Source organism: Neobacillus sp. Fa239 (assembly GCF_055395235.1).
On record NZ_AP041611.1, the window covers coordinates 4454836 to 4477500 of the forward strand.

Here is a 22665-nt window from a genome sequence, read left to right on the forward strand (position 1 = left end):
AAGGAGAGAACCTAAATTATGTTCAAAAAAGCATTTATTTCAATTATACGATTTTATCAGCTTTTTATATCACCTTTAAAACCGCCATCCTGCCGTTTTCATCCGACCTGTTCCCATTATGGTATAGAAGCAATACAGCGTTTTGGAGCTGTTAAGGGAGGCTGGTTAACCATCAAGCGAATCTCAAAATGCCATCCCTTTCATCCCGGAGGTCTGGACCCAGTTCCGGAAAAAAGAAATGGCACCGAAAATCACTAGCACATCCTTTACCGCTTTAAAGCACCGGGGGTCAGACCCCTTATGCTGACCCCTTATGCTTCTTGATAACCATCAACGATTAGATCGAGTTTTCCTGTCTTTGGATCAATGACAAGGCCATGGACTGGGACTCCTGCTGGCATTAAGGGATGATTTTTGATTGTGTTGACACTGTGTACGACACTTTCTTCGACATGGTCAAAGCCGTGAAGCCATTTCTCAAAGTCTACTCCTGCATACGCTAAGGTATTTAGGGTTTCTTCTGTAATTCCTCTTTCTTTCATACTTTCGATGACCGGACCTGCTTTTAAACCGCTCATGCCGCAATCGTGGTGGGCAATGACCATTACTTCCTCCGCTTGTAATTCATAAACCGCGATTAAAATACTGCGCATAATACTGCCAAAAGGGTGGGAAACGATGGCACCCGCATTTTTTACTAGTTTGACGTCTCCATTATTTAAATTCAAAGCCTTTGGTAAAAGTTCAAGAAGCCTTGTATCCATACAGGTGAGGACAACCATTCGTTTTTTGGGGAATTTTGTTGTTACATATTTCTCATACTCTTTGCTTTCCACAAATTTTTCATTGTAGTCCAGGATATCGTGTAATAGTTTATGCTGTTCCATTTTTTACTCCACCTTTCTTTTGTCTCTTTATTAAGATACCGCAATTTTTTTATTTCTACGAATTTCTTGCTTGTCCTTCATCTCCCTTTTACTGGCAGGGATGAACTTGGTTCGAACATCAAAAGCTATTTCTGTATTACAATTTTATTAGGAGTGATACAATTGGCTAAAGATGTTTTATGTGAAGTTAATAATTGCTCATATTGGGCACATGGAAATAAATGCAGTGCCGAACAAATTTATGTTGTCAGCCATACGGGAAAGACAGCTGACTCCACCAAAGAAACGGATTGCAAAACCTTTGAAGCGGCTGACATTTAGACTGTAAGGAACTAGGCGTATATTTGCCTGGTTCTTTTTTAATAAAAGGTAAAATTCCTTTCCGCCAACATGACTTTTTGAAGTCGCTTTTTATTGATTTCGAATCCGATTCCAGGCGTGTTTGGGACGGAAATGAAGCCATTGTTCACTTTAATCTCCGGCGTTATAATATCTTCCTCCCAAAAACGGTTTGAGGCGGAAACATCACCTGGAATCGTAAATCCCGGCAATGAGGAAAGGGCTATATTATGGGCTCTTGATATTCCAAACTCAATCATTCCGCCGCACCAGACCGGAACCCCTTTGCTCAAACAATAATCATGGATTTTCTTCGCCTCAGTAAGGCCTCCTACACGGCCTGCCTTAATATTGATGACCTTACAGCTGCCAAGTTCAACTGCTTTTCTGGCATCGTCAAACGTAACAATGCTCTCATCCAGACAAATCGGCGTTTTAATGACTTTTTGCAGGGCAGCGTGTTCAATGATATCGTCATGGGCCAGCGGCTGTTCAATCATTAGCAGGTTAAAATCATCCAAGGCTTTTAAGCGGTCTTTATCCTTTAATGTGTAGGCAGAATTGGCATCCGCCATGATGGGCAGTTCAGGATAATACCGGCGAATTTCAGTAAGGAAGGAATAATCCTGTTGGGGATTAATTTTTATTTTAATCCGCTGATATCCATCCTCAAGGTATGTTTCGATTTGCTTAAGAGCATTCGCAGTGGAGTCTGTCGCCACCACCACTCCAGAAGCGATGGTTTCCCTTGTCCCGCCCAGAACCTTTGAAAGGGAGCTTGCATGCTGCTTCGCATATAAATCCCACAGAGCCATTTCTATTGCAGCCTTTGCCATGTGGTTTCTTCTCACTGAATTAAATATACGTGAAGCATCCTCTGGATGGGCAATCGGGTTCTTTTGTATCAATGGGATTAAAAAATCAGACATCATATGAAGGCTTGTTTTGACCGTTTCCTCTGTATACCAAGGGCTTGAAAAAGCTACTCCCTCACCATAGCCCTTTATTCCATCTGAATCGGTTATTTCGATAATGATCCCTTTGCGGTCCTTTACCGCTCCTAAATGAGTCAAAAATGGTGCTTTAAGGGGCATTTGAATGACATTGAGCTGAATAGTCTTTAACTTCATATTTCGCTTCCAGCCTCATTTACCCATTCACGAAGCTTTCTTCTTAAAAGTTTTTTTGCAGCATTTCTCGGAAGGGCTTCAGTAAAGTAAAAGGCTTTTGGAACCTTGTACTTCGCCAGTCGCTCGAGGCAGAACCGCTGAATCTCCTCATTCGAAATACTACTCCCTTGATTCGTAACAATAAACGCGATCGGTACCTGTCCCCATTTTGCGTCATCTATACCAGTTACTCCCGCATCCTGTACATTTGGGTGTGAAAGTAAGACAGATTCTATTTCAGCCGGATAAACATTTTCTCCGCCAGAAATAATTAAGTCAGACCGACGATCCAGTACATAGAGGAACCCTTCCCGATCCAAATAGCCAATATCTCCTGTATAAAACCAGCCATCTCGAAGCTTTTCATTTGAAACTTCCGGGCGGTATAAATAGCCGCTTGTGACGTTAGGGCCTTTAACAACAATTTCACCGGCTTCATCTTCATTTGCTTCCCTGCCGTCCTCAAGAATAATTTTAATTTGAGAGGGAAACAATGGCTTTCCGGCTGACCCGAGTTTTGTAAGACTGTATTCCGGTGAAAGGGTAACAATCTGTGAAGCTGTTTCTGTCATTCCATAGGTCTGGAATACAGGGATCTCTCTTTTCACACAAGCTTGTAATAATGGAAGCGGAGCAGGACCTCCCCCAAGCAGCATGCAGCGAAAATGTTCAGGAAGCCCTTGCTCTTCAAGGATATCAACCATTCGGGACAACATCGTTCCAACCACCGACATGATTGTTACTCGTTTATTTTCAATATCTAAAATGGTTTTCTTTGCATCAAAGCTTTCATGGAGAACAATCGGCATTCCATAAATAATGCTGCGCATTAAAATGGAGTAACCACTTATATGGAAAAGCGGCACGGTACATAACCAGCAATCCTGTTCCATGAACCCGAGATTTAATGCTGAGCCAACAGAGCTCCACCAGTGGTTTCCATAGGTCTGCAGGACACCTTTGGGATTTCCGGTCGTTCCTGAGGTGTACATGACCGTACATACATCTGATAGACAGACCTCTTCTTGGATAACCAGTATATCCGCACCCAATTGAAATATTTCTTCTTTTGTAATCGTTTTTAATGATTGAAGCTTCTGCTTTATTTCATGCTCAAGTTCAATAAAGCTTGGCTCTAAAATGAGGCAGTCAGATTTTGAATCGTTCAATTGCCAGGCCAACTCTGCTGAAGTGAGCCGATTATTTAAAATTACAGCCCTTACCCCTAACAGCTGCAGAGCAAAAAAGATGACGACCGTATCGAGATGATTCTGTAATAAAATACCCACATATTGCCCTTTACGAAGACCAAACCCATAAAGCTGACCTGCCGTCATTAATGAGCGTTGATAAAGCTCTTTGAAGGTTAATTCATCATCCTGAAAATAAACAGCTGTGCGGTCCGGAGTTAAAAATGCTCTCTTTTTCAAAAAATTTGGCATAACATCATTTTGCATATTTGTCACCCTTCTATATAAAAACAGCCTGATGGAAACCACCAAGCTGCTAGTAAAAAAGTCAACGATCAAGGAAAACGCGGGAATTTTCCAAAATCAGGCTTACGCTTTTCTTTAAATGCGTCGCGGCCTTCTTTTGCTTCTTCTGTTGTATAGTAAAGTAATGTCGCGTCACCCGCAAATTGCTGAAGTCCTGCTAATCCATCCGTATCAGCATTCATTGCTGCTTTAATGAAACGGAGAGCAGTTGGGCTCTTTTGAAGCATTTCTTCACACCATTTAATCGTTTCTTCTTCAACTTGCTCAAGAGGAACCACGGTGTTAACAAGGCCCATATCAAGCGCTTCTTGCGCATTATATTGGCGGCATAAATACCAAATTTCACGGGCTTTTTTATGACCGATAATTCTTGCAAGGTAACCTGACCCATAACCAGCATCAAAGCTGCCTACTTTCGGTCCGGTTTGTCCAAAAACAGCATTATCGGCTGCAATTGTTAAATCACAAACAACATGGAGAACGTGACCGCCGCCGATCGCATATCCCTTAACCATGCAAATAACCGGTTTTGGAATCACTCGGATTAATCTTTGCAGATCAAGAACGTTTAAACGAGGGATTTGGTCCTCGCCAACATAACCGCCATGTCCTCGTACGCTTTGGTCACCACCTGAACAAAATGCTCGGTCCCCGGCACCGGTTAAAACAATTACACCTACACTTGAATCATCGCGTGCATAGGCAAATGCATCAATTAATTCCATTACGGTTTTTGGTGTAAAAGCATTATGTACATGGGGACGATTAATGGTGATTTTGGCAATTCCATTATAGGTTTCATATAAAATTTCATCATATTTGCGTCCTGCAATCCATTCTACTGTCAAAATAGAATCCTCCTTTATTCATTATTTGACTTCAAAAAGCCACTTACTATTGTACCAAACTTTTCTGGTTCTTCCACATGAATTGCATGGCCGCTATTTTCGATTACAATCCAAGTGCCATTTTTCAAGCCCTTTAACATCTTTTCTGCAATTAAGTAAAACTTTTCATCCTGATCACCAGTGAGCAATAAAACCTTACAGCCTACTTCATTTAACCGGTCCCACCATGAAGGCTGTGAGCCGGTCCCCATTCCTTTTAAACTGTTTGCCAGGCCGGTTTTCGAATTGGTTAACCGCTGGGCTCTGATTGCATCTTTTACCGCAATGGGCAGCCGGTCCATTGTTGAAAAAAGCGGAATCGCCTCCCAATATTCAACAAAGTCCTTGATCCCCCGCTCCATAATAAAATTTGCTAATGCCCCGTCTTTCATACGGCGAAGTTTCCGTTCTTTTTCTGTTTCGAGACCGGGAGAGGCACTTTCCAAAATGAGTTTTCGAACTCTTTCCGGATAAATAAGAGCAAAGGTCAATGCCAGCCTCCCCCCCATGGAATAACCGAGAATATCAACTTGTTGAATCTCCAGTTGGTCTAAAAGAGTCCGAATATCCCTGGCGACTGATTCGATTTGATAACGGCTCATTTCATCAGGGGCATCCGATTTGCCATGGCCAATGATGTCAGGAATGATCAATTTCGACTGTTCACCCCAGACGGACCAAAAAGGAGTCCATGTAGAAGTATCACCTGTAAATCCATGCAGCAAGAGAAGTGGAAATCCTTTTCCAAAAACTTCAACATGATAACTTATTCCTTCGACATTTACCTTCATTATTTGTTACCATTGACAAATTTTGATATTTCCTGGGAAACCAAATTCCAGAAATCACGATGCTCATCTCGATTTCTGTCACGATTTGTCATAATCTCATAAACATTAATTCCTTCAGCATGTTGATGGTCTTTCATCATCGAGCTAAAATGTTCCCAATTGTTTATTTTTGTAAAATTCCCATTAAACATGCGTACGGCATGTTCAAATTCAAGATTTAATGGTGTTCCAAAAAGAAGTTCGAAATTTTTCCGATGTTCTGATTGGGGAAGAAAAGAGAAAATTCCACCACCATTATTATTTACAAGAATAATATGAATATTAATGTTAAAGAGTTTTGCTGCAAGTAAACCATTTAAATCATGGAAAAAGGTTAAATCACCAAGGATCAGATATAAAGATTTCGAATATAGTGCGGCACCCAGTGCGGTTGAAACAGTTCCATCAATACCGTTGGCGCCCCTGTTAGCCATCACTTTGATTGATTTATCGTTATTAAGGAAAAAGCTGTCCAAATCACGAATCGGCATGCTGTTGCCGACAAAAAGAACTGCGTCACTCGGAAGGAGATCGGCTAGTTGATAGAAAAGCTTACTTTCATTTAAAATGACCGAATCGCGAATGATGGACATGTTTTCTTTTACTAGACTATTGACCTTTTTCCATTTTTCCAAAAAGCCTGTAGACGGATTTGGTTCGATGTATGATACCAGTTTTTCACAGAATGCGGTTTCATTGCAGTAGATCATGCTGGTAGATAGGGCTGAAGGATCCCGCCAGCCGCCCCCGCCATCAATAACAAATTGCTCGGCCGTATGATTTTCCTTTAAAAAGATCGTTAACGCCTTCGAAATCGGCATCGCACCGAATCGGATGACGACATCTGGTTTCAAGTAGGTCTTGGCATCTTCATTTCTTAGAAATGTATCATAGGTCTCAATGGTCCATTCTTGAATATGCTTTCCGCTTCGAAGCTGTGATAAAGGATCAGCTAATATTGGAAAATTTAATGCCGCAGCAAGAAGATTAACGGAATCAGCAAAGCGCTCATCCGCAATATTTCCGCAAACAATAATGCCCTTTTCTTTCCCGCTTAACCTTTCTGCCAGCTCTTTGATTTGTGCCGCATTGATTGTTAAATCTCCATTGTGAACTTGAACATAGCCATTCTGACGTTCCCCCATTTGGAATAGTCCTTCGTCCAAATTTGGAATTAGGGGTTCCCGAAAAGGGAAATTCAAATGCACGGGTCCGGATGGGGCCTGAGTGGCAATTGAAACCGCTCGAGCACAAACTGACCGTGCATAACGAATGATTTCATTACTGTTTTCAGGTAACGCCATCTCGGAAAACCATTTGACATGATGTCCATATAAGTGGATTTGATCAATCGCCTGCGGGGCCCCCACCTCTCTTAACTCATGAGGACGGTCCGCCGTTAAAACGATGAGCGGCACTCTGGAGTATTTGGCTTCCACGATGGCTGGAAAATAGTTAGCCGCTGCCGTTCCGGATGTACAAAGGATGGCAACAGGCCGATTAGTTGTCTTCGCAATTCCTAGCGCAAAGAAAGCTGCTGATCGTTCATCCACGTGGATATGAAGATTTAAATTAGGATGTTCTGCCATTACCATCGCCATCGGTGTTGATCTTGAACCCGGGCTAACAACTACGTCGGTAATACCTGTAAGAACAAGTTCTGCAACAAAGGCAGCAATATAAGCGGTTAATGATTCTTGATGGTTCATATTAATTTCCTCCAAGTGCACGCAGCATTGGTGTAAATTTTAAACTGGTTTCTTGATATTCACTTTCTGCATCTGAATCTGCTACAACTCCGCATCCGGCAAATAAAGATACTTCTTCTCCCTGAATGAGCCCGGAACGTATAGATACGGCAAATTCACCATTTCCGCGATAATCGAGCCAGCCTAATGGTGCCGCATAAAATCCGCGGTCAAGCTCTTCAACCTGTCTAATTTTTTCAACTGCTTCCCTTTTCGGAAGTCCCCCGAGTGCCGGAGTTGGGTGCAATCGTTCAACAAATAATAAAAGGGATGCATCCTTTTGACATTTTCCGATAACCGGCGTATACAGATGCTGAATATCTCTAATTTTCATCAGCTTTGGCTTATCAGGCAGGATAATTTCCTCACATGATTCTTCTAAAGCTTCCTTTATCATTTCTACTACAAATCCATGCTCAATTAGGTTTTTTCTATCATTCAATAGCTTTTCGCCTAAAATTCGATCCTCTTCATCGGTCTTTCCCCTCGGGATAGAACCGGCGAGACACGTGGAATAGACATTTTTATCTTGTTTTTTCACAAGGCGTTCCGGAGATGCGCCAATAAAACAATCTCCGTTGGATTCAAATACAAAAATATAGCTTTCCTTTTGCTGTTCATAAAGACGGGGTAAAACCTCTTCCGCTTCAACCGGATTATCAAAAAATAGCCGAAGCTCACGGGCAAGAACTACCTTTTTTAATGGACCAGCTTTTAAATCCTGTACTACTTCCTCAACGGATTCTTTCCAGGATTCTGGTGAAATTTCTTTTTTTTCAAGCATTGTCGCCTGATTGATATCACGTCGATGAGAAATAGAATGCAAAAGCTGATTCCGCTCATCCTGCACTTTTTTAAACAGTGAAATATCATCATTTTGCGTACAAACAATATTAGTGGTTAAATACGCATCTCCGTTCACAATCGTAAGCATATATTTTGGCAGATGAAACAAGGAATCAGAGAATTTCGACCAAAGATTCGTTTTTTCCTTGTATGGATCAAAAGAAAAGCCTCCGAACATAACAGGTCCAATTCCCGTTTCAATATAGGAATTATAAATAAGACTATCCTTTAAAAATTTTTTCCATTCCGTATCAACAAGAAAAAAGCGGTCAGTAGCCTGATCCGACTCAATTTGTTTCGATATTCCAAGCCCAATCATCATCATTTCGTCATTTGGGTCTTTCCAGAAAAATCGTTCTCCTAAAAAGCAATCTTTTCCTACTGTAAAAAAAGACAAAGGGTCAATCGTGTCCATTTGATGAACTTCGCTATATAAAATAGGCCGGCCTAGTTTTTTGGCACGATCAATAGCCAACAGACCCCTTTCTTTTAATTCCATATCTTGAATGGTAACCAAACAAATCCCTCCAAAACAGCCAGAATGACTGTTATCCATTCATTTTAAAGCTTATTTTAACATACTACTCCCATTGTAAAGCTGTCAATCATTCATGTCACAGCTACCCATTTCCATTCCTTATTATATAGCAAAAAAATTCAAATTAGGTGTAAAAGGCTTACAAAATAACAACATAGGGAGAATCTTCTATTTAGACTAGGAAAAAGGCATTGACACTATTCTGTTGTTTACATACACTTAGTATTTGGAAAGACAGATAATCCTATGAAATTTAACCTTGTTCCTATAGACAAATATTATAGAGGGAGAGAATGAATATGCAGCCAAATTTACAGAAGAATTCCAAACCCGCTGTTGAATCAAACCGTGGCTTTCAAGTATGGTGGCAAATGACCCGTCCGCATACACTAACGGCATCGTTTGTACCAGTACTACTTGGCACTGCATTGGCACTAAGAAATGGAAGCATTCATTTTGGTCTTTTTGCAGCAATGCTTGTCGCCAGTTTATTAATCCAAGCAGCAACTAATATGTTTAATGAATATTTTGATTTTAAACGAGGCCTCGACAATGAACATTCAGTGGGAATTGGCGGAACGATTGTCCGCGACGGTATTAAGCCAAAGACGGTTATAAACCTTGCCTTCGGCTTTTATGGGATTGCCTTATTATTAGGTATTTATATTTGTGCCAATAGCAGCTGGTGGCTCGCTTTAGTGGGACTTATTTGTATGACAGTCGGCTACTTTTATACAGGTGGCCCTGTACCAATCGCCTATACACCATTTGGTGAAATTTTTGCCGGTTTCTTTATGGGAATGATGATTATTTTAATTTCCTTCTTTATTCAAACCGGAACCGTCGACAGCACTAGTATACTTGTTTCTGTTCCAAGTATGATCCTAGTTGGTGAAATCCTTTTATCAAATAATATTCGCGACCTCGATGGCGATAAAGAAAATGGCCGGAAGACAGTCGCCATTTTACTTGGAAAGAAAAGAGCCATATATTTGCTCGCAGGGATGTTCACTTTTTCATATCTATGGGTTTTGGCATTAATCATAAGCGGGGTTACTCCAGCATGGGTAGCGATTGTTATCCTTAGTGCCCCAAAAGCCATTAAAGCAACCAAAGGGTTTATCGAAAATACTTTACCAATTCAAATGGCACCTGCCATGAAAGCAACTGCTCAAACCAATACAATTTTTGGATTTTTACTTGCCGTAGGCATATTCATCGGACATTTCTTCTCATAACGAAAGAGGATGACTCAGTCATCCTCTTTTCTATTTAATCTTCCAAATTTCATCCGCATACTCTTTAATAGTACGGTCACTTGAAAAATAACCTGCATGGGCGATATTCTTTAAACTCATTCTTTGCCATTTTAATGAATCAGTAAATGTATGTCCGATTTTGTTTTGAATTTCGGCGTAGGAAGCAAAATCCTTTAAAACAAAATATTGATCATTCTCCTCCAATAACGAATCAAAAATCGGTTCAAATTCATTATAGACACCTGGAAAAAATCCATTCACAAGCTGGTCAACTGCTTGGCGAATCCTGTTATCATGATGATAATACTCAAGTGATTGATAACCGCCATATTGATAATAGTGAAGAACTTCTTCAGCTGTTAAGCCAAAGGTAAAAATATTATCGTCTCCTACCAATTCTCGGATCTCGATATTAGCCCCATCCAGCGTTCCAACGGTCAACGCACCATTGATCATAAATTTCATATTGCCAGTCCCCGAAGCCTCTTTACTTGCTGTTGAGATTTGTTCACTGATATCTGCTGCCGGAAAAATTTTCTCAGCCAGCGAGACACGATAGTTTTCCATAAATATGACCTTTATTTTATCGGACACTTTAGGATCATTATTTATTTTTTCACTTACCGCATTAATTAATTTGATGATTTTTTTTGCATAATAGTATCCCGGCGAGGCCTTTGCCCCAAAGATAAACACTCTTGGAACAATCGTAAAACTTGAATCTTCACGAATTCGGTTATACAGGTACATGATATGTAAAACATTTAACAGCTGCCGTTTATAGGCATGAAGCCGTTTCACCTGTACATCAAAAATGGCATTTGTATCAACTGCAACACCATTTTTGGCATAAATAATATCAGCTAAATTTTGTTTGTTTTCCTTTTTTATCTTTCCTAATTGCTCTAAAAAAGCTGAATTGTTTTCATAACTCTTTAATTGAACCAGTTCATTAGCCTTATAGGTCCAATTAGAGCCAATGGTTTCTGAGATCAGCTGCGACAATTTGGGATTCGCTTTTAAGAGCCAGCGTCGGTGAGCAATCCCATTCGTTTTATTATTAAATTTCTCGGGGCTTAGCTCATAAAAGGGCTTCATCTCTCTCGTTTTAAGAATTTCGGTATGCAGCCTTGCTACCCCGTTTACGCTGAAGCTGCCCTCGATGGCTAAATGGGCCATTTTAATTTGTTCATCTGCAATAATAGCAAGCTTGCTGATTCTCTCCCAGTCCCCAGGATACTGCTCCCAAAGTGCCCTGCAAAACCGTTCGTTGATTTCTTCGACAATCATATAAATCCTAGGAAGCAAAGGTTGAAAAATTCTTACCGGCCATTTCTCTAACGCTTCCGTTAAAGTGGTGTGATTCGTATAAGAAATCGTATTCTTCGTAATTTGCCAGGCTTGTTCCCATTCATATTGTTCTTCATCAATAAGAATTCTCATCAATTCCGGTATGGCCAGAACGGGATGTGTATCATTGATATGAATACAAACATGCTCGTGAAGTTGTTCTAAACTGGCATGTTGTCTTCGATATGATTTAATAATCGATTGAAGGCTTGCTGAAACTAAAAAATATTGTTGCTTCAGCCTTAAAATTTTCCCTTCGTCGTGAGTATCATCCGGATATAAGAATTCTGAAACTGATTCCGTTTCCCGCTTATATTTTAAAATGTCCGAATGGATTGGAAATTGTGAGGGCTCCGCATTCCAGAGTCTTAATGTGTTTACGGTATCTGTTTGATAACCGATCACCGGCATATCATGCGGCACAGCTGTAATCGTTTCGGCATTAAGATGATGGAAGGCAAGACGTCCATTTTCCATCCTTGCTTCAACCTTCCCCCAAAAAGGGATTTGGACAGCAGCATCGGCTTTGCGGATTTCCCAGACATTTCCGCTCCTCAGCCATTGCTCTGGAAGCTCTACCTGATAGCCTTCGACAATCTTTTGTTCAAATAAACCGTGTTTATAGCGAATTCCATGGCCGTGTCCCGGCAAGTTCAGCGTTGCAATGGAATCTAAAAAACAGGCGGCTAATCTTCCTAAGCCGCCATTTCCTAAACCAGCATCTGCTTCTAACTCTTCTAACTCACTTAAATCAATACCGAGTTCTTGAAGTCCTTCAAAGACGACCTCTTCAATCCCAAGATTGATTAAGTTTTGCCTTAAAAGCTTCCCCAAAAGATATTCAATGGAAAGGTAGTAAACCTGCTTTCCCGTTGAAGCCCTGTACCGTTCATTTGTGTTGATCCAGTCATTGCTGACATACTCACGTACCATGTTTCCCAGTGTTTGAAAATGGTCACGTTCCGTGCTTTCTGCAAAGCTCGTGCCACAGACCATTTCAATCCGTATTAAAAAGTGTTTTTTGAACTCTTCCTTACTAGAAAACATGTGTTTCACTCCTTGAGATGAGCTCGGCATATAGCTGATTATAGCGGAAGGCCGATTGAGCCCAGCTATTATCCATTTCCATTGCTCTTTGAACAAGTGGTTTCCATACGTCCTTATTAGGGAAAAAGCTTAATGCTCTTCTGATCGTGAAAAGCATATCATGCGCATTAAAGTTTCGGAAGGAAAAGCCATTTCCTTCTCCTGTTAACTCATTCCATGCCTGAACCGTATCGTTTAATCCTCCCGTTTCACGGACAATCGGAATTGCGCCATATTTCATGGCAATCAACTGACCCAACCCGCATGGCTCAAAAAGGGATGGCATTAAAAACAAATCGGCAGCCGCATAAAGCTTATGGGCAAGCGGTTCATTAAATTCTGTAGAGACTTTTAACTTTTCCGGATACACTCTTGCTGCTTGGCGGAAGTATTCTTCAAACTCATAGTCTCCTGTTCCAAGGATAATGATTTGAATATCTTCCTGCAGAATTTCACGGAGAACACATTGAACCAAATCCAGTCCTTTTTGCTTTGTCAGCCGGGAAATCATTACCATCAATGGGGTCGTTGATACTTGAGGAAGTCCAAAAAGCTTTTGAATCTCCTTTTTATTTTCAACTTTATTTTTATGGTCTTTGGCTGTATAGGTTTGGTAGATAAGAGAATCATTTACCGGATTATAAAAGTCCTCATCAATACCATTTAAAATCCCGAACAGGTCTTCCTTTCTTTCCCTCAGAAGCCCGTCAAGCTTTTCGCCATATACAGGTGTTTGAATTTCCTGCATATAAGTCGGACTGACCGTTGTTATTTTATCAGCCGCAACAAGAGCAGCTTTCATAAAATTAGTGTTCCCAAAAAACTCTAATTGACCTGCGTAAAAGGACTGGATATCCAGTCCAAGCAGGTCTTCTAGTACCTCTTTTGGGAAAATCCCCTGGAATTGCAAGTTGTGTATGGTAAAAACAGTTCGAATTTTTCCATACCCTTCTCGCTTGTAATATTCTTTTCTTAACAGAAATGGAACCATGGCGGTATGCCAGTCGTGGCAATGGAGAACATCGGGATAGAACCCGATATGTCCTATTGCCTCTAACACCGCCCGATTAAAAAAGGCAAATCGTTCTCCGTCATCGTAATACCCATATAAGCCTTCACGTTTAAAATAGTATTCATTATCAATAAAATAATACGTTACCCCTTGAAACTCAAGTTCTTCAATTCCGCAATATTGGTTTCTCCAACCAACCGCAACCGTCAATTCAGCTACTTTTTTCATGTCTTTTTTATAATGATCAGCAATTGGCCCATATTTAGGAAGAATCACTCTTACATCAGTTCCAAGACTTGTTAACTCTTTTGGAAGAGAACCGGCAACATCGGCAAGTCCCCCGGATTTTACAAATGGACCACATTCTGATACAGCAAATAATACTTTCACGAATTAATCAACGCTCCTTGCTTTGAACCTTTACGAATCACATATGGTGCTTGTGCCGTACCGATAATTTTGGTGCCCGCCTCTATTTTTACATCCTTATCAAGGATAACTGAATCTAAGAAACAATTATCTTCAATTTGACACTTCTGCATAATAATACAATTTTTAATAACCGAACCTTTGCCTATTTTAACGCCACGTGAAATGATGCTGTTTTCAATGTTGCCGCTGATTAAACAGCCATTGGCTATCATGGCATTCTGCACATTTGAACCTTTTAAATACTTGGTCGGCGGCTCATCCTTTACTTTCGTATAGATAGGCTGCTCTTTTAGAAATAATTGTTTCCAAACATCTGATTCCATTAAATTTAAGCTTGTAGAATAATAGTTTTGGATAGAATCGATCATTACCGCATACCCATTATAATCATAATGGCAAATTGTATAATTGTGGTTAATGTCTAATACCACATCTTTTATACAGGTGTATCCAGTTTCGTTTCTGGTTTCAAGCAGTTTAATTAGCAGCGAAGTTTTGACCAAATACATCTCCAGTGATCTTCCATCGACGTGGTGGATTTCTGTTATATCGCAGCCGGAACGAATATGGCTGTCTAACAATGGTCTGAAGTCCATGTTAAAAACGGTATAGCAATTAGCAATGATGGCATATTCCTGCGAACTACGATAAAAATAGTCCATATTGGCTGCAAAATTTTCAAATGACCCAATTTTATTTCTATCATTATCAATAATAGGCGATGGAAAAAAGAAAAGTCCATCCCGTTTACGGTTTAAATCCCAATTCTTTCCTGACCCAAGATGATCCATTAATGAACGGTATTGCAGCTTTGGAAAAATAGCGACACTGCGAATTCCTGAATTCACCATATTGGATAAAACGAAATCAATTATGCGGTAACGGCCCCCAAACGGCAATGCAGCCAATGATCGATGCGTTATAAGGTCCTCCAAATCATCATGATAGGTTGTTGCATCTATTACTCCCAAAAGCTCTTTTTTCAATTTTAGCCCCTCCTGTTTTTTTAAAAAGCAGGATATAACCCGCTTAACAATTCTTGTGTCACCAGAACAATTTCATCATCAAGGGAACGGATAACAGCTCCGTCAGGGATCGTTATATCTGCTGGAACAATCGCTTTCTCAATAAATACATTCTCACCGATTATCGCATCTGGCATGATAACGGACTCTTTAATGATGGACCCTTTTCCTACACTAACTCCTTGGAATAAAACCGACTTCTCAATTTCTCCTTCAATCGAGCAGCCCTCATTAATCAATGACTCCTTAATTACCGCCTTTTGCGAAATATACTGAGGCGGTTGATTCGGATTCACCGAATAGATTTTCCATCCATGGTCAAATAAATCCAGATCACATTTCTCATTTAATAAATCCATGTTGGCTTCCCAAAGACTATGTACCGTTCCAACATCCTTCCAATAGCCTTTAAATGGATATGCATATAATCTCTTTTTTTCCTCTAGTAATAATGGGATAACATCTTTACCAAAATCATGACTTGAATAAGGATTCCGTTCATCCATTTCTAAATATTCCTTCAGTATATTCCAACTGAAAATATAAATTCCCATTGAAGCAAGGTTATTTTTAGGGCTGCCTGGCTTTTCCTCAAACTCTGTTATCCTCATATCCTTATTCGTACTCATAATCCCAAAGCGGCTTGCCTCTGCCCATGGAACTTCTATTAGGGAAATTGTCACATCGGCACGTTTTTCAATATGATATTCCAGCATACTCTCATAATTCATCTTGTAAATATGATCGCCTGAAAGGATTAATACATATTCAGGCTGGTATTGCTTTAGATAATTAAGATTTTGATAGATGGCACTCGCTGTTCCTGTATACCACTTTACCTCTGAGGATTCACTGTACGGGGGTAAAACGGTTACCCCTCCATCTTTACGGTCAAGGTCCCAGGCACTGCCGATGCCGATATAAGAATTCAATAAAAGTGGTTGATATTGAGTCAAAACCCCCACTGTATCAATCCCGGAATTCGAACAATTACTTAAAGTGAAATCAATAATCCGATACTTTCCTCCAAAAGGGACAGCCGGCTTCGCAAGTTCCTTTGTCAGCGAATTAAGTCTGCTTCCTTTCCCTCCTGCCAACAGCATGGCTACGCACTTTTTCTTTCCCATTTCCTTTTCTCTCCTTTCGTTTTTTGACGGGCCTTAAGATCTGAAAACCGAAGGGTGGAATCGTCACATTAACCGAATATGGTTTACCATGATAGGGCTCATCCGTTGATACGATGGTTCTTTTATTCATTAACCCCGCACCACCAAATTCCACTTGATCACTATTAAAAATTTCTCGATATTCCCCTTTAGCCGGAACGCCAATTCGATAATTTTGATAATTGCAGCCTGTAAAATTCCCGATAATAATTAAAAAATCACCTTGTTTTTTTCCTCTGCGGATAAAGGAATAAATCGATTGCCCGCAATTATCTGCATCAATCCATTCAAAACCGTCCCATAAATGATCCAATTCATATAACGCTTTTGAACGTTTATATAGCTTTGTTAATTGTTTAACATATTCATTTAATGATTGGTGCATGTCATATTCCAGTAAGTTCCAATCCAGCTGTTCCTTATCTTTCCACTCAGCAAATTGCCCTAATTCAAACCCCATAAACAATAACTTTTTCCCGGGGTGGGCAAACATATACCCAAGCAATAGCCTCAGCTGTGCAAATTTCTCCCAATACTCCCCTGGCATTTTATCTAGTAATGATTTTTTCCCATGTACCACTTCATCATGAGAAAGGGGCAGCATAAACGTTTCTGAAAAAGCATATAAAAGGGAAAAAGTAACCTTTGAATGGACCTTTGACCGAGAATAAGGCGCTGTTTCCATGTATTCAAGAATGTCATTCATCCAGCCCATATTCCATTTATAATCAAAGCCCAGTCCACCGTGGTTGACGGGAACAGTCACTTGAGGAAAGTCAGTGGAATCTTCCCCTATCATTAAAAAGGAAGGATCATGATCATGAATTTCTTTATTAAGCTTTTTCAAAAAATTTATTCCAAATGGATTTTCCTGCTTACCGGATGAATTTGGCCAATAGATGATATTCGCAACTGCATCCATCCTAAACCCATCAATATGGTAATATTTCATCCAAAAAAAGGCATTTGAAATGAGGAAACTTTGAACCTCGCCTCTTCCTAAATCAAAATTAGCCGTTCCCCAAACATGATTTTCTCTGTCATTAACATCATTATAGGAATAAATATGTGTGCCATCGAAGCGATATAAACCATGTGCATCCTTACAAAAATGTCCTGGTACCCAATCAAGGATTACGCCTATTCCATGCTGGTGACATTGGTCAACCAAATACATAAAATCCATAGGCTCTCCATATCTTGATGTAACAGAAAAATATCCTGTTCCCTGGTATCCCCATGAACCATCGAATGGATGCTCAACAAGGGGAAGTATTTCAATATGTGTAAATCCATGCTCAATAACATAGGGGATTAGTTCCGCAGCAATTTCTTTATAAGTAAAGAAATCACCATTCTCCTTCTTCTTCCATGACCCCAAATGCACTTCGTAAATAAGTGATGGCTCAGAAAGGAAGTTCTTTTTTCCCTTTTGATTCATCCAATATTCATCTTGCCAATCATATTCCTCAAATGAATAGACGACCGAAGCTGTATTGGGTCTCACTTCTGAATAAAAGGCATACGGATCTGCTTTTAATATGATTTCTCCAGCTGATGTGAAAATTTCATATTTATAAATTCTCCCTGCAAGATCCTCATTCACAACGAGAATCCAGACACCTTCATCATTTACCTTTTGTAATTCATATCCCTTACCGTTCCAGTTATTAAAATCCCCTACCAGCCTTACCATGTGAGCATTAGGGGCCCAAACACAAAAACGTGTATACACTTTGTCGGTTTCTTTAAAGATATGAGCGCCAAAAAGCTGATGACTTTGGAAATAACTTCCTTCATGAAATAAATGCAACTGATATTCAGTAGGAAATATTGTATTTACCGCCATGGCTCTCCTCTTCCCAAATGAATTATGTATTTCAAAGTTAAATTATAATTCCTACTTCCCAATATTCCTCGAAATACTTTTTTATCTTTTCTGACAATTAACTATTTTATTTTACATCTTTTCCGATAATCCGACGGGATTCAACAATAATTGACAAAGAAATTAACTTAACTCGACAAATGTTCTCAAAAAAAATATTTTTGTTCTTTAGAAGAATGCGCTTACAAATAAAGCTGCTAGATTAAATGAATCATGATTCATTAAAATAATGGGATTTTTTTTCGGAAGTGTTAGGGGATTATGATGGTGAGATGAGGTTTAGGGGATTAGGGAATCTTCTTATTTACCAATACTCCTACTTAAATGATGATTCGGGCATTTGGAAGTTGCTCTATTGACCAAAACCCCTTCTGAGATGATGATTCGGGCAATTGGGAGTACTCCTATTTACCAAAACCCCTGCTAAGATGATAATTCGGGCAATTGGGAGTCCTTCTATTGACCAAACCCCCTGCTAAGATGATAATTCGGGCAATTGAGAGTCCTTCTATTGACCAAACCCCCTGTTGAAAACAAGATTCGGGCATTAGGAAGTCTACCTATTAACCAAAGCTCCTCATAATATGAAGGTTCAGGCAATAAAACCAAACAAAAAACCTGATGATATACTATCATCAGGTTTTTCGTATGACCCCTACGGGATTCGAACCCGTGTTACCGCCGTGAAAGGGCGGTGTCTTAACCGCTTGACCAAGGGGCCAATAAATTTATGGCAGAGAAGAAGGGATTCGAACCCTCGCGCCGGTTACCCGACCTACACCCTTAGCAGGGGCGCCCCTTGAGCCACTTGGGTACTTCTCTATAAAGGCTCCGCAGGTAGGACTCGAACCTACGACCGATCGGTTAACAGCCGATAGCTCTACCACTGAGCTACTGCGGAATAGTGGAAAGTTATTTTACTATTGCCAAAAACTATGGTGGGCCTAAATGGACTCGAACCATCGACCTCACGCTTATCAGGCGTGCGCTCTAACCAGCTGAGCTATAGGCCCATATTGGAGCGGGTGATGGGAATCGAACCCACTACATCAGCTTGGAAGGCTGAGGTTTTACCAGTAAACTACACCCGCAAAATTAATGGGGCGACTGATGGGAATCGAACCCACGAATGTCGGAACCACAATCCGATGCGTTAACCACTTCGCCACAATCGCCATGATATTAAATCTAAAAAATTAAATGGTGGCTCAGGACGGAATCGAACCGCCGACACAAGGATTTTCAGTCCTTTGCTCTACCGACTGAGCTACTGAGCCAACATATGGCGGTCTGGACGGGACTCGAACCCGCGACCTCCTGCGTGACAGGCAGGCATTCTAACCAACTGAACTACCAGACCAAATTGCGGAGGCAGGATTTGAACCTGCGACCTTCGGGTTATGAGCCCGACGAGCTACCAGACTGCTCCACCCCGCGATAATAGAAATGAAACTTAACATTGCTGAAGTTTAAATAATATGGCGGAGGAAGAGGGATTCGAACCCCCGCGCGGTTTAACCCGCCTGTCGGTTTTCAAGACCGATCCCTTCAGCCGGACTTGGGTATTCCTCCATATTATATGAAAATTACTGGTGGACCTTGTAGGACTCGAACCTACGACCGGACGGTTATGAGCCGTCTGCTCTAACCAGCTGAGCTAAAGGTCCAAGTTAAAGTACAATTTAATTCTAATTTCATTTGGTAGCGGCGGAGGGGATCGAACCCCCGACCTTACGGGTATGAACCGTACGCTCTAGCCAGCTGAGCTACACCGCCAAAGTATCAATGAAATTTAATTGGTGGAGTCTAGGGGGATCGAACCCCTGACCTCCTGCGTGCAAAGCAGGCGCTCTCCCAGCTGAGCTAAGACCCCAATATATAGTGAAGTAGATGGTCGGGAAGACAGGATTCGAACCTGCGACCCCTTGGTCCCAAACCAAGTGCTCTACCAAGCTGAGCTACTTCCCGTAAAAATAATGGCGCGCCCGAAAGGAGTCGAACCCATAACCTTCTGATCCGTAGTCAGACGCTCTATCCAATTGAGCTACGGGCGCATTATTTATAAGTGATTTTGTTATCGAAAAAACACTGGTGCCGAGGACCGGAATCGAACCGGTACGGTAGTCACCTACCGCAGGATTTTAAGTCCTGTGCGTCTGCCAGTTCCGCCACCCCGGCAAATATGGAGCGGAAGACGGGATTCGAACCCGCGACCCCCACCTTGGCAAGGTGGTGTTCTACCACTGAACTACTTCCGCATAATTGATTTAAATGGTGCGGGTGAAGGGAGTCGAACCCCCACGCCTTGCGGCGCCAGATCCTAAGTCTGGTGCGTCTGCCAATTCCGCCACACCCGCATATTGAAAGTTATTTTGCTTTCACAAAAAACTCTGGTGAGCCATGAAGGACTCGAACCTTCGACCCTCTGATTAAAAGTCAGATGCTCTACCAACTGAGCTAATGGCTCAAAAAATAAATGGTGCCGGCTAGAGGACTTGAACCCCCAACCTACTGATTACAAGTCAGTTGCTCTACCAATTGAGCTAAACCGGCAATTATTGAAGATTATTTTCACTTTCGCGAAAAAATCATGGTGGAGGATGACGGGATCGAACCGCCGACCCTCTGCTTGTAAGGCAGATGCTCTCCCAGCTGAGCTAATCCTCCATTTATACAGCCTGGCAATGTCCTACTCTCACAGGGGGACATCCCCCAACTACCATCGGCGCTGAGAAGCTTAACTTCCGTGTTCGGGATGGGAACGGGTGTGACCTTCTCGCCATTATTACCAGACTATTTATCAGACACTATTTTATTATAATGTCTTTTTAGATTTTTTCAAGAGGAAATTTATAAAAATTTCATTCCCTCAAAACTAGATAATGCAGAAGAAGTTTTCGTAAAAACGAGGTAATCTTAAAATTGGTTAAGTCCTCGATCGATTAGTATCAGTCAGCTCCACATGTTGCCACGCTTCCACCTCTGACCTATCAACCTGATCATCTTTCAGGGATCTTACTAGCTTGACGCTATGGGAAATCTCATCTTGAGGGGGGCTTCATGCTTAGATGCTTTCAGCACTTATCCCGTCCGCACATAGCTACCCAGCGATGCCTTTGGCAAGACAACTGGTACACCAGCGGTGCGTCCATCCCGGTCCTCTCGTACTAAGGACAGCTCCTCTCAAATTTCCTGCGCCCACGACGGATAGGGACCGAACTGTCTCACGACGTTCTGAACCCAGCTCGCGTACCGCTTTAATGGGCGAACAGCCCAACCCTTGGGACCGACTACAGCCCCAGGATGCGATGAGCCGACATCGAGGTGCCAAACCTCCCCGTCGATGTGGACTCTTGGGGGAGATAAGCCTGTTATCCCCAGGGTAGCTTTTATCCGTTGAGCGATGGCCCTTCCATGCGGAACCACCGGATCACTAAGCCCGACTTTCGTCCCTGCTCGACTTGTAGGTCTCGCAGTCAAGCTCCCTTATGCCTTTACACTCTGCGAATGATTTCCAACCATTCTGAGGGAACCTTTGGGCGCCTCCGTTACTCTTTAGGAGGCGACCGCCCCAGTCAAACTGCCCACCTGACACTGTCTCCCACCCCGATGAGGGGTGCGGGTTAGAATTTCAATACAGCCAGGGTAGTATCCCACCGACGCCTCCACCGAAGCTGGCGCTCCGGTTTCTCAGGCTCCTACCTATCCTGTACAAGCTGTACCAAAATTCAATATCAGGCTACAGTAAAGCTCCATGGGGTCTTTCCGTCCTGTCGCGGGTAACCTGCATCTTCACAGGTACTATAATTTCACCGAGTCTCTCGTTGAGACAGTGCCCAGATCGTTACGCCTTTCGTGCGGGTCGGAACTTACCCGACAAGGAATTTCGCTACCTTAGGACCGTTATAGTTACGGCCGCCGTTTACTGGGGCTTCGATTCAGAGCTTCGCTTGCGCTAACCCCTCCTCTTAACCTTCCAGCACCGGGCAGGCGTCAGCCCCTATACTTCGCCTTGCGGCTTCGCAGAGACCTGTGTTTTTGCTAAACAGTCGCCTGGGCCTATTCACTGCGGCTCATCGAGGCTATTCACCTCAATGAGCACCCCTTCTCCCGAAGTTACGGGGTCATTTTGCCGAGTTCCTTAACGAGAGTTCTCTCGCTCACCTTAGGATTCTCTCCTCGCCTACCTGTGTCGGTTTGCGGTACGGGCACCCAATATCATCGCTAGAGGCTTTTCTTGGCAGTGTGGAATCAGGAACTTCGGTACTATATTTCCCTCGGCATCACAGCTCAGCCTTCACGGTGAACGGATTTTCCTATTCACCAGCCTAACTGCTTACACGCACATATCCAGCAGTGCGCTTACCCTATCCTCCTGCGTCCCCCCATTGCTCAAACGATAAAGAGGTGGTACAGGAATATCAACCTGTTGTCCATCGCCTACGCCTTTCGGCCTCGGCTTAGGTCCCGACTAACCCTGAGCGGACGAGCCTTCCTCAGGAAACCTTAGGCATTCGGTGGATGAGATTCTCACTCATCTTTCGCTACTCATACCGGCATTCTCACTTCTAAGCGCTCCACCAGTCCTTACAGTCTGGCTTCAACGCCCTTAGAACGCTCTCCTACCACTGACACCTAATGGTGTCAATCCACAGCTTCGGTGATACGTTTAGCCCCGGTACATTTTCGGCGCAGAGTCACTCGACC

The 22665-nt window shown here is 41.9% G+C and carries 15 protein-coding genes, 21 tRNA genes and 2 rRNA genes (1 of these 38 only partly in view); 3 read left to right on the forward strand and 35 right to left on the reverse strand.

Annotation, left to right across the window (positions count from 1 at the left end):
- Positions 1-18 precede the first annotated feature (18 nt).
- On the forward strand, positions 19-258 hold the full coding sequence (yidD, locus tag ACZ5XR_RS22055; RefSeq protein ID WP_464498638.1) for a membrane protein insertion efficiency factor YidD: 240 nt from the start codon (positions 19-21) through the stop codon (positions 256-258).
- A 53-nt stretch (positions 259-311) separates the two neighbouring features.
- On the opposite strand, the gene ACZ5XR_RS22060 is transcribed toward yidD, so the two are convergent.
- On the reverse strand, positions 312-887 hold the full coding sequence (locus tag ACZ5XR_RS22060) for a beta-class carbonic anhydrase (protein WP_464498639.1): 576 nt from the start codon (positions 885-887) through the stop codon (positions 312-314).
- 162 nt (positions 888-1049) lie between these two features.
- Here ACZ5XR_RS22060 and ACZ5XR_RS22065 point away from each other — a divergent pair, with 162 nt between their 5' ends.
- Positions 1050-1208 carry a DUF1540 domain-containing protein gene (locus ACZ5XR_RS22065; RefSeq protein WP_464498641.1) on the forward strand — a complete coding sequence of 53 codons (159 nt, stop codon included), beginning with the start codon at positions 1050-1052 and terminating at the stop codon, positions 1206-1208.
- A 38-nt stretch (positions 1209-1246) separates the two neighbouring features.
- Here ACZ5XR_RS22065 and menC read toward each other — a convergent pair whose 3' ends face one another.
- From menC to ACZ5XR_RS22095, 6 genes are all read right to left on the reverse strand, one after another.
- Positions 1247-2356 carry an o-succinylbenzoate synthase gene (menC, locus tag ACZ5XR_RS22070; RefSeq protein WP_464498642.1) on the reverse strand — a complete coding sequence of 370 codons (1110 nt, stop codon included), beginning with the start codon at positions 2354-2356 and terminating at the stop codon, positions 1247-1249.
- Positions 2353-3852 (reverse strand): o-succinylbenzoate--CoA ligase, encoded by a 1500-nt coding sequence (locus ACZ5XR_RS22075; RefSeq protein ID WP_464498644.1) that lies wholly within the window; start codon positions 3850-3852, stop codon positions 2353-2355. Before ACZ5XR_RS22075 ends, menC begins: the two co-directional genes overlap by 4 nt.
- A gap of 68 nt (positions 3853-3920) precedes the next feature.
- A complete protein-coding gene (gene menB, locus ACZ5XR_RS22080; protein ID WP_464498645.1) occupies positions 3921-4739 on the reverse strand; it encodes a 1,4-dihydroxy-2-naphthoyl-CoA synthase in 819 nt (272 codons plus the stop codon).
- 14 nt (positions 4740-4753) lie between these two features.
- On the reverse strand, positions 4754-5569 hold the full coding sequence (gene menH, locus ACZ5XR_RS22085; RefSeq protein WP_464498647.1) for a 2-succinyl-6-hydroxy-2,4-cyclohexadiene-1-carboxylate synthase: 816 nt from the start codon (positions 5567-5569) through the stop codon (positions 4754-4756).
- A complete protein-coding gene (gene menD / locus ACZ5XR_RS22090; protein WP_464498648.1) occupies positions 5569-7317 on the reverse strand; it encodes a 2-succinyl-5-enolpyruvyl-6-hydroxy-3-cyclohexene-1-carboxylic-acid synthase in 1749 nt (582 codons plus the stop codon). Before menD ends, menH begins: the two co-directional genes overlap by 1 nt.
- A gap of 1 nt (position 7318) precedes the next feature.
- Positions 7319-8719 carry an isochorismate synthase gene (locus ACZ5XR_RS22095; RefSeq protein ID WP_464498650.1) on the reverse strand — a complete coding sequence of 467 codons (1401 nt, stop codon included), beginning with the start codon at positions 8717-8719 and terminating at the stop codon, positions 7319-7321.
- 320 nt (positions 8720-9039) lie between these two features.
- Here ACZ5XR_RS22095 and ACZ5XR_RS22100 point away from each other — a divergent pair, with 320 nt between their 5' ends.
- Entirely contained in the window at positions 9040-9978 is a 939-nt protein-coding gene (locus tag ACZ5XR_RS22100) for a 1,4-dihydroxy-2-naphthoate polyprenyltransferase (RefSeq protein WP_464498651.1), read from the forward strand.
- Between the two features lie 30 nt (positions 9979-10008).
- On the opposite strand, the gene ACZ5XR_RS22105 is transcribed toward ACZ5XR_RS22100, so the two are convergent.
- The 28 genes from ACZ5XR_RS22105 to ACZ5XR_RS22240 form a co-directional block, all read right to left on the reverse strand.
- Positions 10009-12396, reverse strand: coding sequence for a glycogen/starch/alpha-glucan phosphorylase (locus ACZ5XR_RS22105; RefSeq protein WP_464498653.1), 2388 nt, complete (start codon positions 12394-12396; stop codon positions 10009-10011).
- The gene (gene glgA / locus ACZ5XR_RS22110; RefSeq protein ID WP_464498654.1) at positions 12386-13837 is read right to left on the reverse strand and encodes a glycogen synthase GlgA; all 1452 of its coding nucleotides are present in this window, start codon (positions 13835-13837) and stop codon (positions 12386-12388) included. The genes ACZ5XR_RS22105 and glgA overlap by 11 nt, the downstream gene beginning before the upstream one ends.
- Complete coding sequence (locus tag ACZ5XR_RS22115) at positions 13834-14865, reverse strand: GlgC family sugar phosphate nucleotidyltransferase (RefSeq protein WP_464498655.1); 1032 nt, start codon at positions 14863-14865, stop codon at positions 13834-13836. Before ACZ5XR_RS22115 ends, glgA begins: the two co-directional genes overlap by 4 nt.
- Before the next feature lie 20 nt (positions 14866-14885).
- Positions 14886-16031, reverse strand: a complete 1146-nt coding sequence (locus ACZ5XR_RS22120) for a glucose-1-phosphate adenylyltransferase (protein WP_464498656.1) — start codon at positions 16029-16031, stop codon at positions 14886-14888.
- The gene (glgB, locus tag ACZ5XR_RS22125) at positions 15973-17919 is read right to left on the reverse strand and encodes a 1,4-alpha-glucan branching protein GlgB (protein WP_464498658.1); all 1947 of its coding nucleotides are present in this window, start codon (positions 17917-17919) and stop codon (positions 15973-15975) included. The genes ACZ5XR_RS22120 and glgB overlap by 59 nt, the downstream gene beginning before the upstream one ends.
- A 688-nt stretch (positions 17920-18607) precedes the next feature.
- Positions 18608-18679: transfer RNA gene (locus ACZ5XR_RS22130), tRNA-Glu, on the reverse strand.
- A gap of 10 nt (positions 18680-18689) precedes the next feature.
- Positions 18690-18780 (reverse strand) — tRNA-Ser (locus ACZ5XR_RS22135).
- A 7-nt stretch (positions 18781-18787) separates the two neighbouring features.
- Positions 18788-18859: transfer RNA gene (locus tag ACZ5XR_RS22140), tRNA-Asn, on the reverse strand.
- A gap of 35 nt (positions 18860-18894) precedes the next feature.
- Positions 18895-18971: transfer RNA gene (locus tag ACZ5XR_RS22145), tRNA-Ile, on the reverse strand.
- A 4-nt stretch (positions 18972-18975) separates the two neighbouring features.
- A tRNA-Gly gene (locus ACZ5XR_RS22150) sits at positions 18976-19049 on the reverse strand.
- 8 nt (positions 19050-19057) lie between these two features.
- A tRNA-His gene (locus ACZ5XR_RS22155) sits at positions 19058-19133 on the reverse strand.
- A gap of 26 nt (positions 19134-19159) precedes the next feature.
- Positions 19160-19235, reverse strand: a tRNA-Phe gene (locus ACZ5XR_RS22160).
- Positions 19236-19241: 6 nt separating this feature from the next.
- A tRNA-Asp gene (locus tag ACZ5XR_RS22165) sits at positions 19242-19318 on the reverse strand.
- Between the two features lie 3 nt (positions 19319-19321).
- A tRNA-Met gene (locus tag ACZ5XR_RS22170) sits at positions 19322-19395 on the reverse strand.
- Between the two features lie 42 nt (positions 19396-19437).
- Positions 19438-19530, reverse strand: a tRNA-Ser gene (locus tag ACZ5XR_RS22175).
- Positions 19531-19548: 18 nt separating this feature from the next.
- Positions 19549-19625 (reverse strand) — tRNA-Ile (locus ACZ5XR_RS22180).
- Between the two features lie 32 nt (positions 19626-19657).
- Positions 19658-19734, reverse strand: a tRNA-Met gene (locus ACZ5XR_RS22185).
- A 21-nt stretch (positions 19735-19755) separates the two neighbouring features.
- Positions 19756-19831: transfer RNA gene (locus ACZ5XR_RS22190), tRNA-Ala, on the reverse strand.
- Between the two features lie 18 nt (positions 19832-19849).
- Positions 19850-19926 (reverse strand) — tRNA-Pro (locus ACZ5XR_RS22195).
- Positions 19927-19935: 9 nt separating this feature from the next.
- Positions 19936-20012 (reverse strand) — tRNA-Arg (locus ACZ5XR_RS22200).
- Positions 20013-20047: 35 nt separating this feature from the next.
- Positions 20048-20136: transfer RNA gene (locus ACZ5XR_RS22205), tRNA-Leu, on the reverse strand.
- A gap of 5 nt (positions 20137-20141) precedes the next feature.
- Positions 20142-20216 (reverse strand) — tRNA-Gly (locus ACZ5XR_RS22210).
- Positions 20217-20230: 14 nt separating this feature from the next.
- Positions 20231-20315 (reverse strand) — tRNA-Leu (locus ACZ5XR_RS22215).
- A 34-nt stretch (positions 20316-20349) separates the two neighbouring features.
- Positions 20350-20425: transfer RNA gene (locus ACZ5XR_RS22220), tRNA-Lys, on the reverse strand.
- Between the two features lie 10 nt (positions 20426-20435).
- Positions 20436-20511, reverse strand: a tRNA-Thr gene (locus ACZ5XR_RS22225).
- A 38-nt stretch (positions 20512-20549) separates the two neighbouring features.
- A tRNA-Val gene (locus ACZ5XR_RS22230) sits at positions 20550-20625 on the reverse strand.
- 9 nt (positions 20626-20634) lie between these two features.
- A 5S ribosomal RNA gene (gene rrf, locus ACZ5XR_RS22235) occupies positions 20635-20751 on the reverse strand.
- Between the two features lie 129 nt (positions 20752-20880).
- Positions 20881-22665, reverse strand: a 23S ribosomal RNA gene (locus ACZ5XR_RS22240) (it continues 1154 nt past the right edge of the window).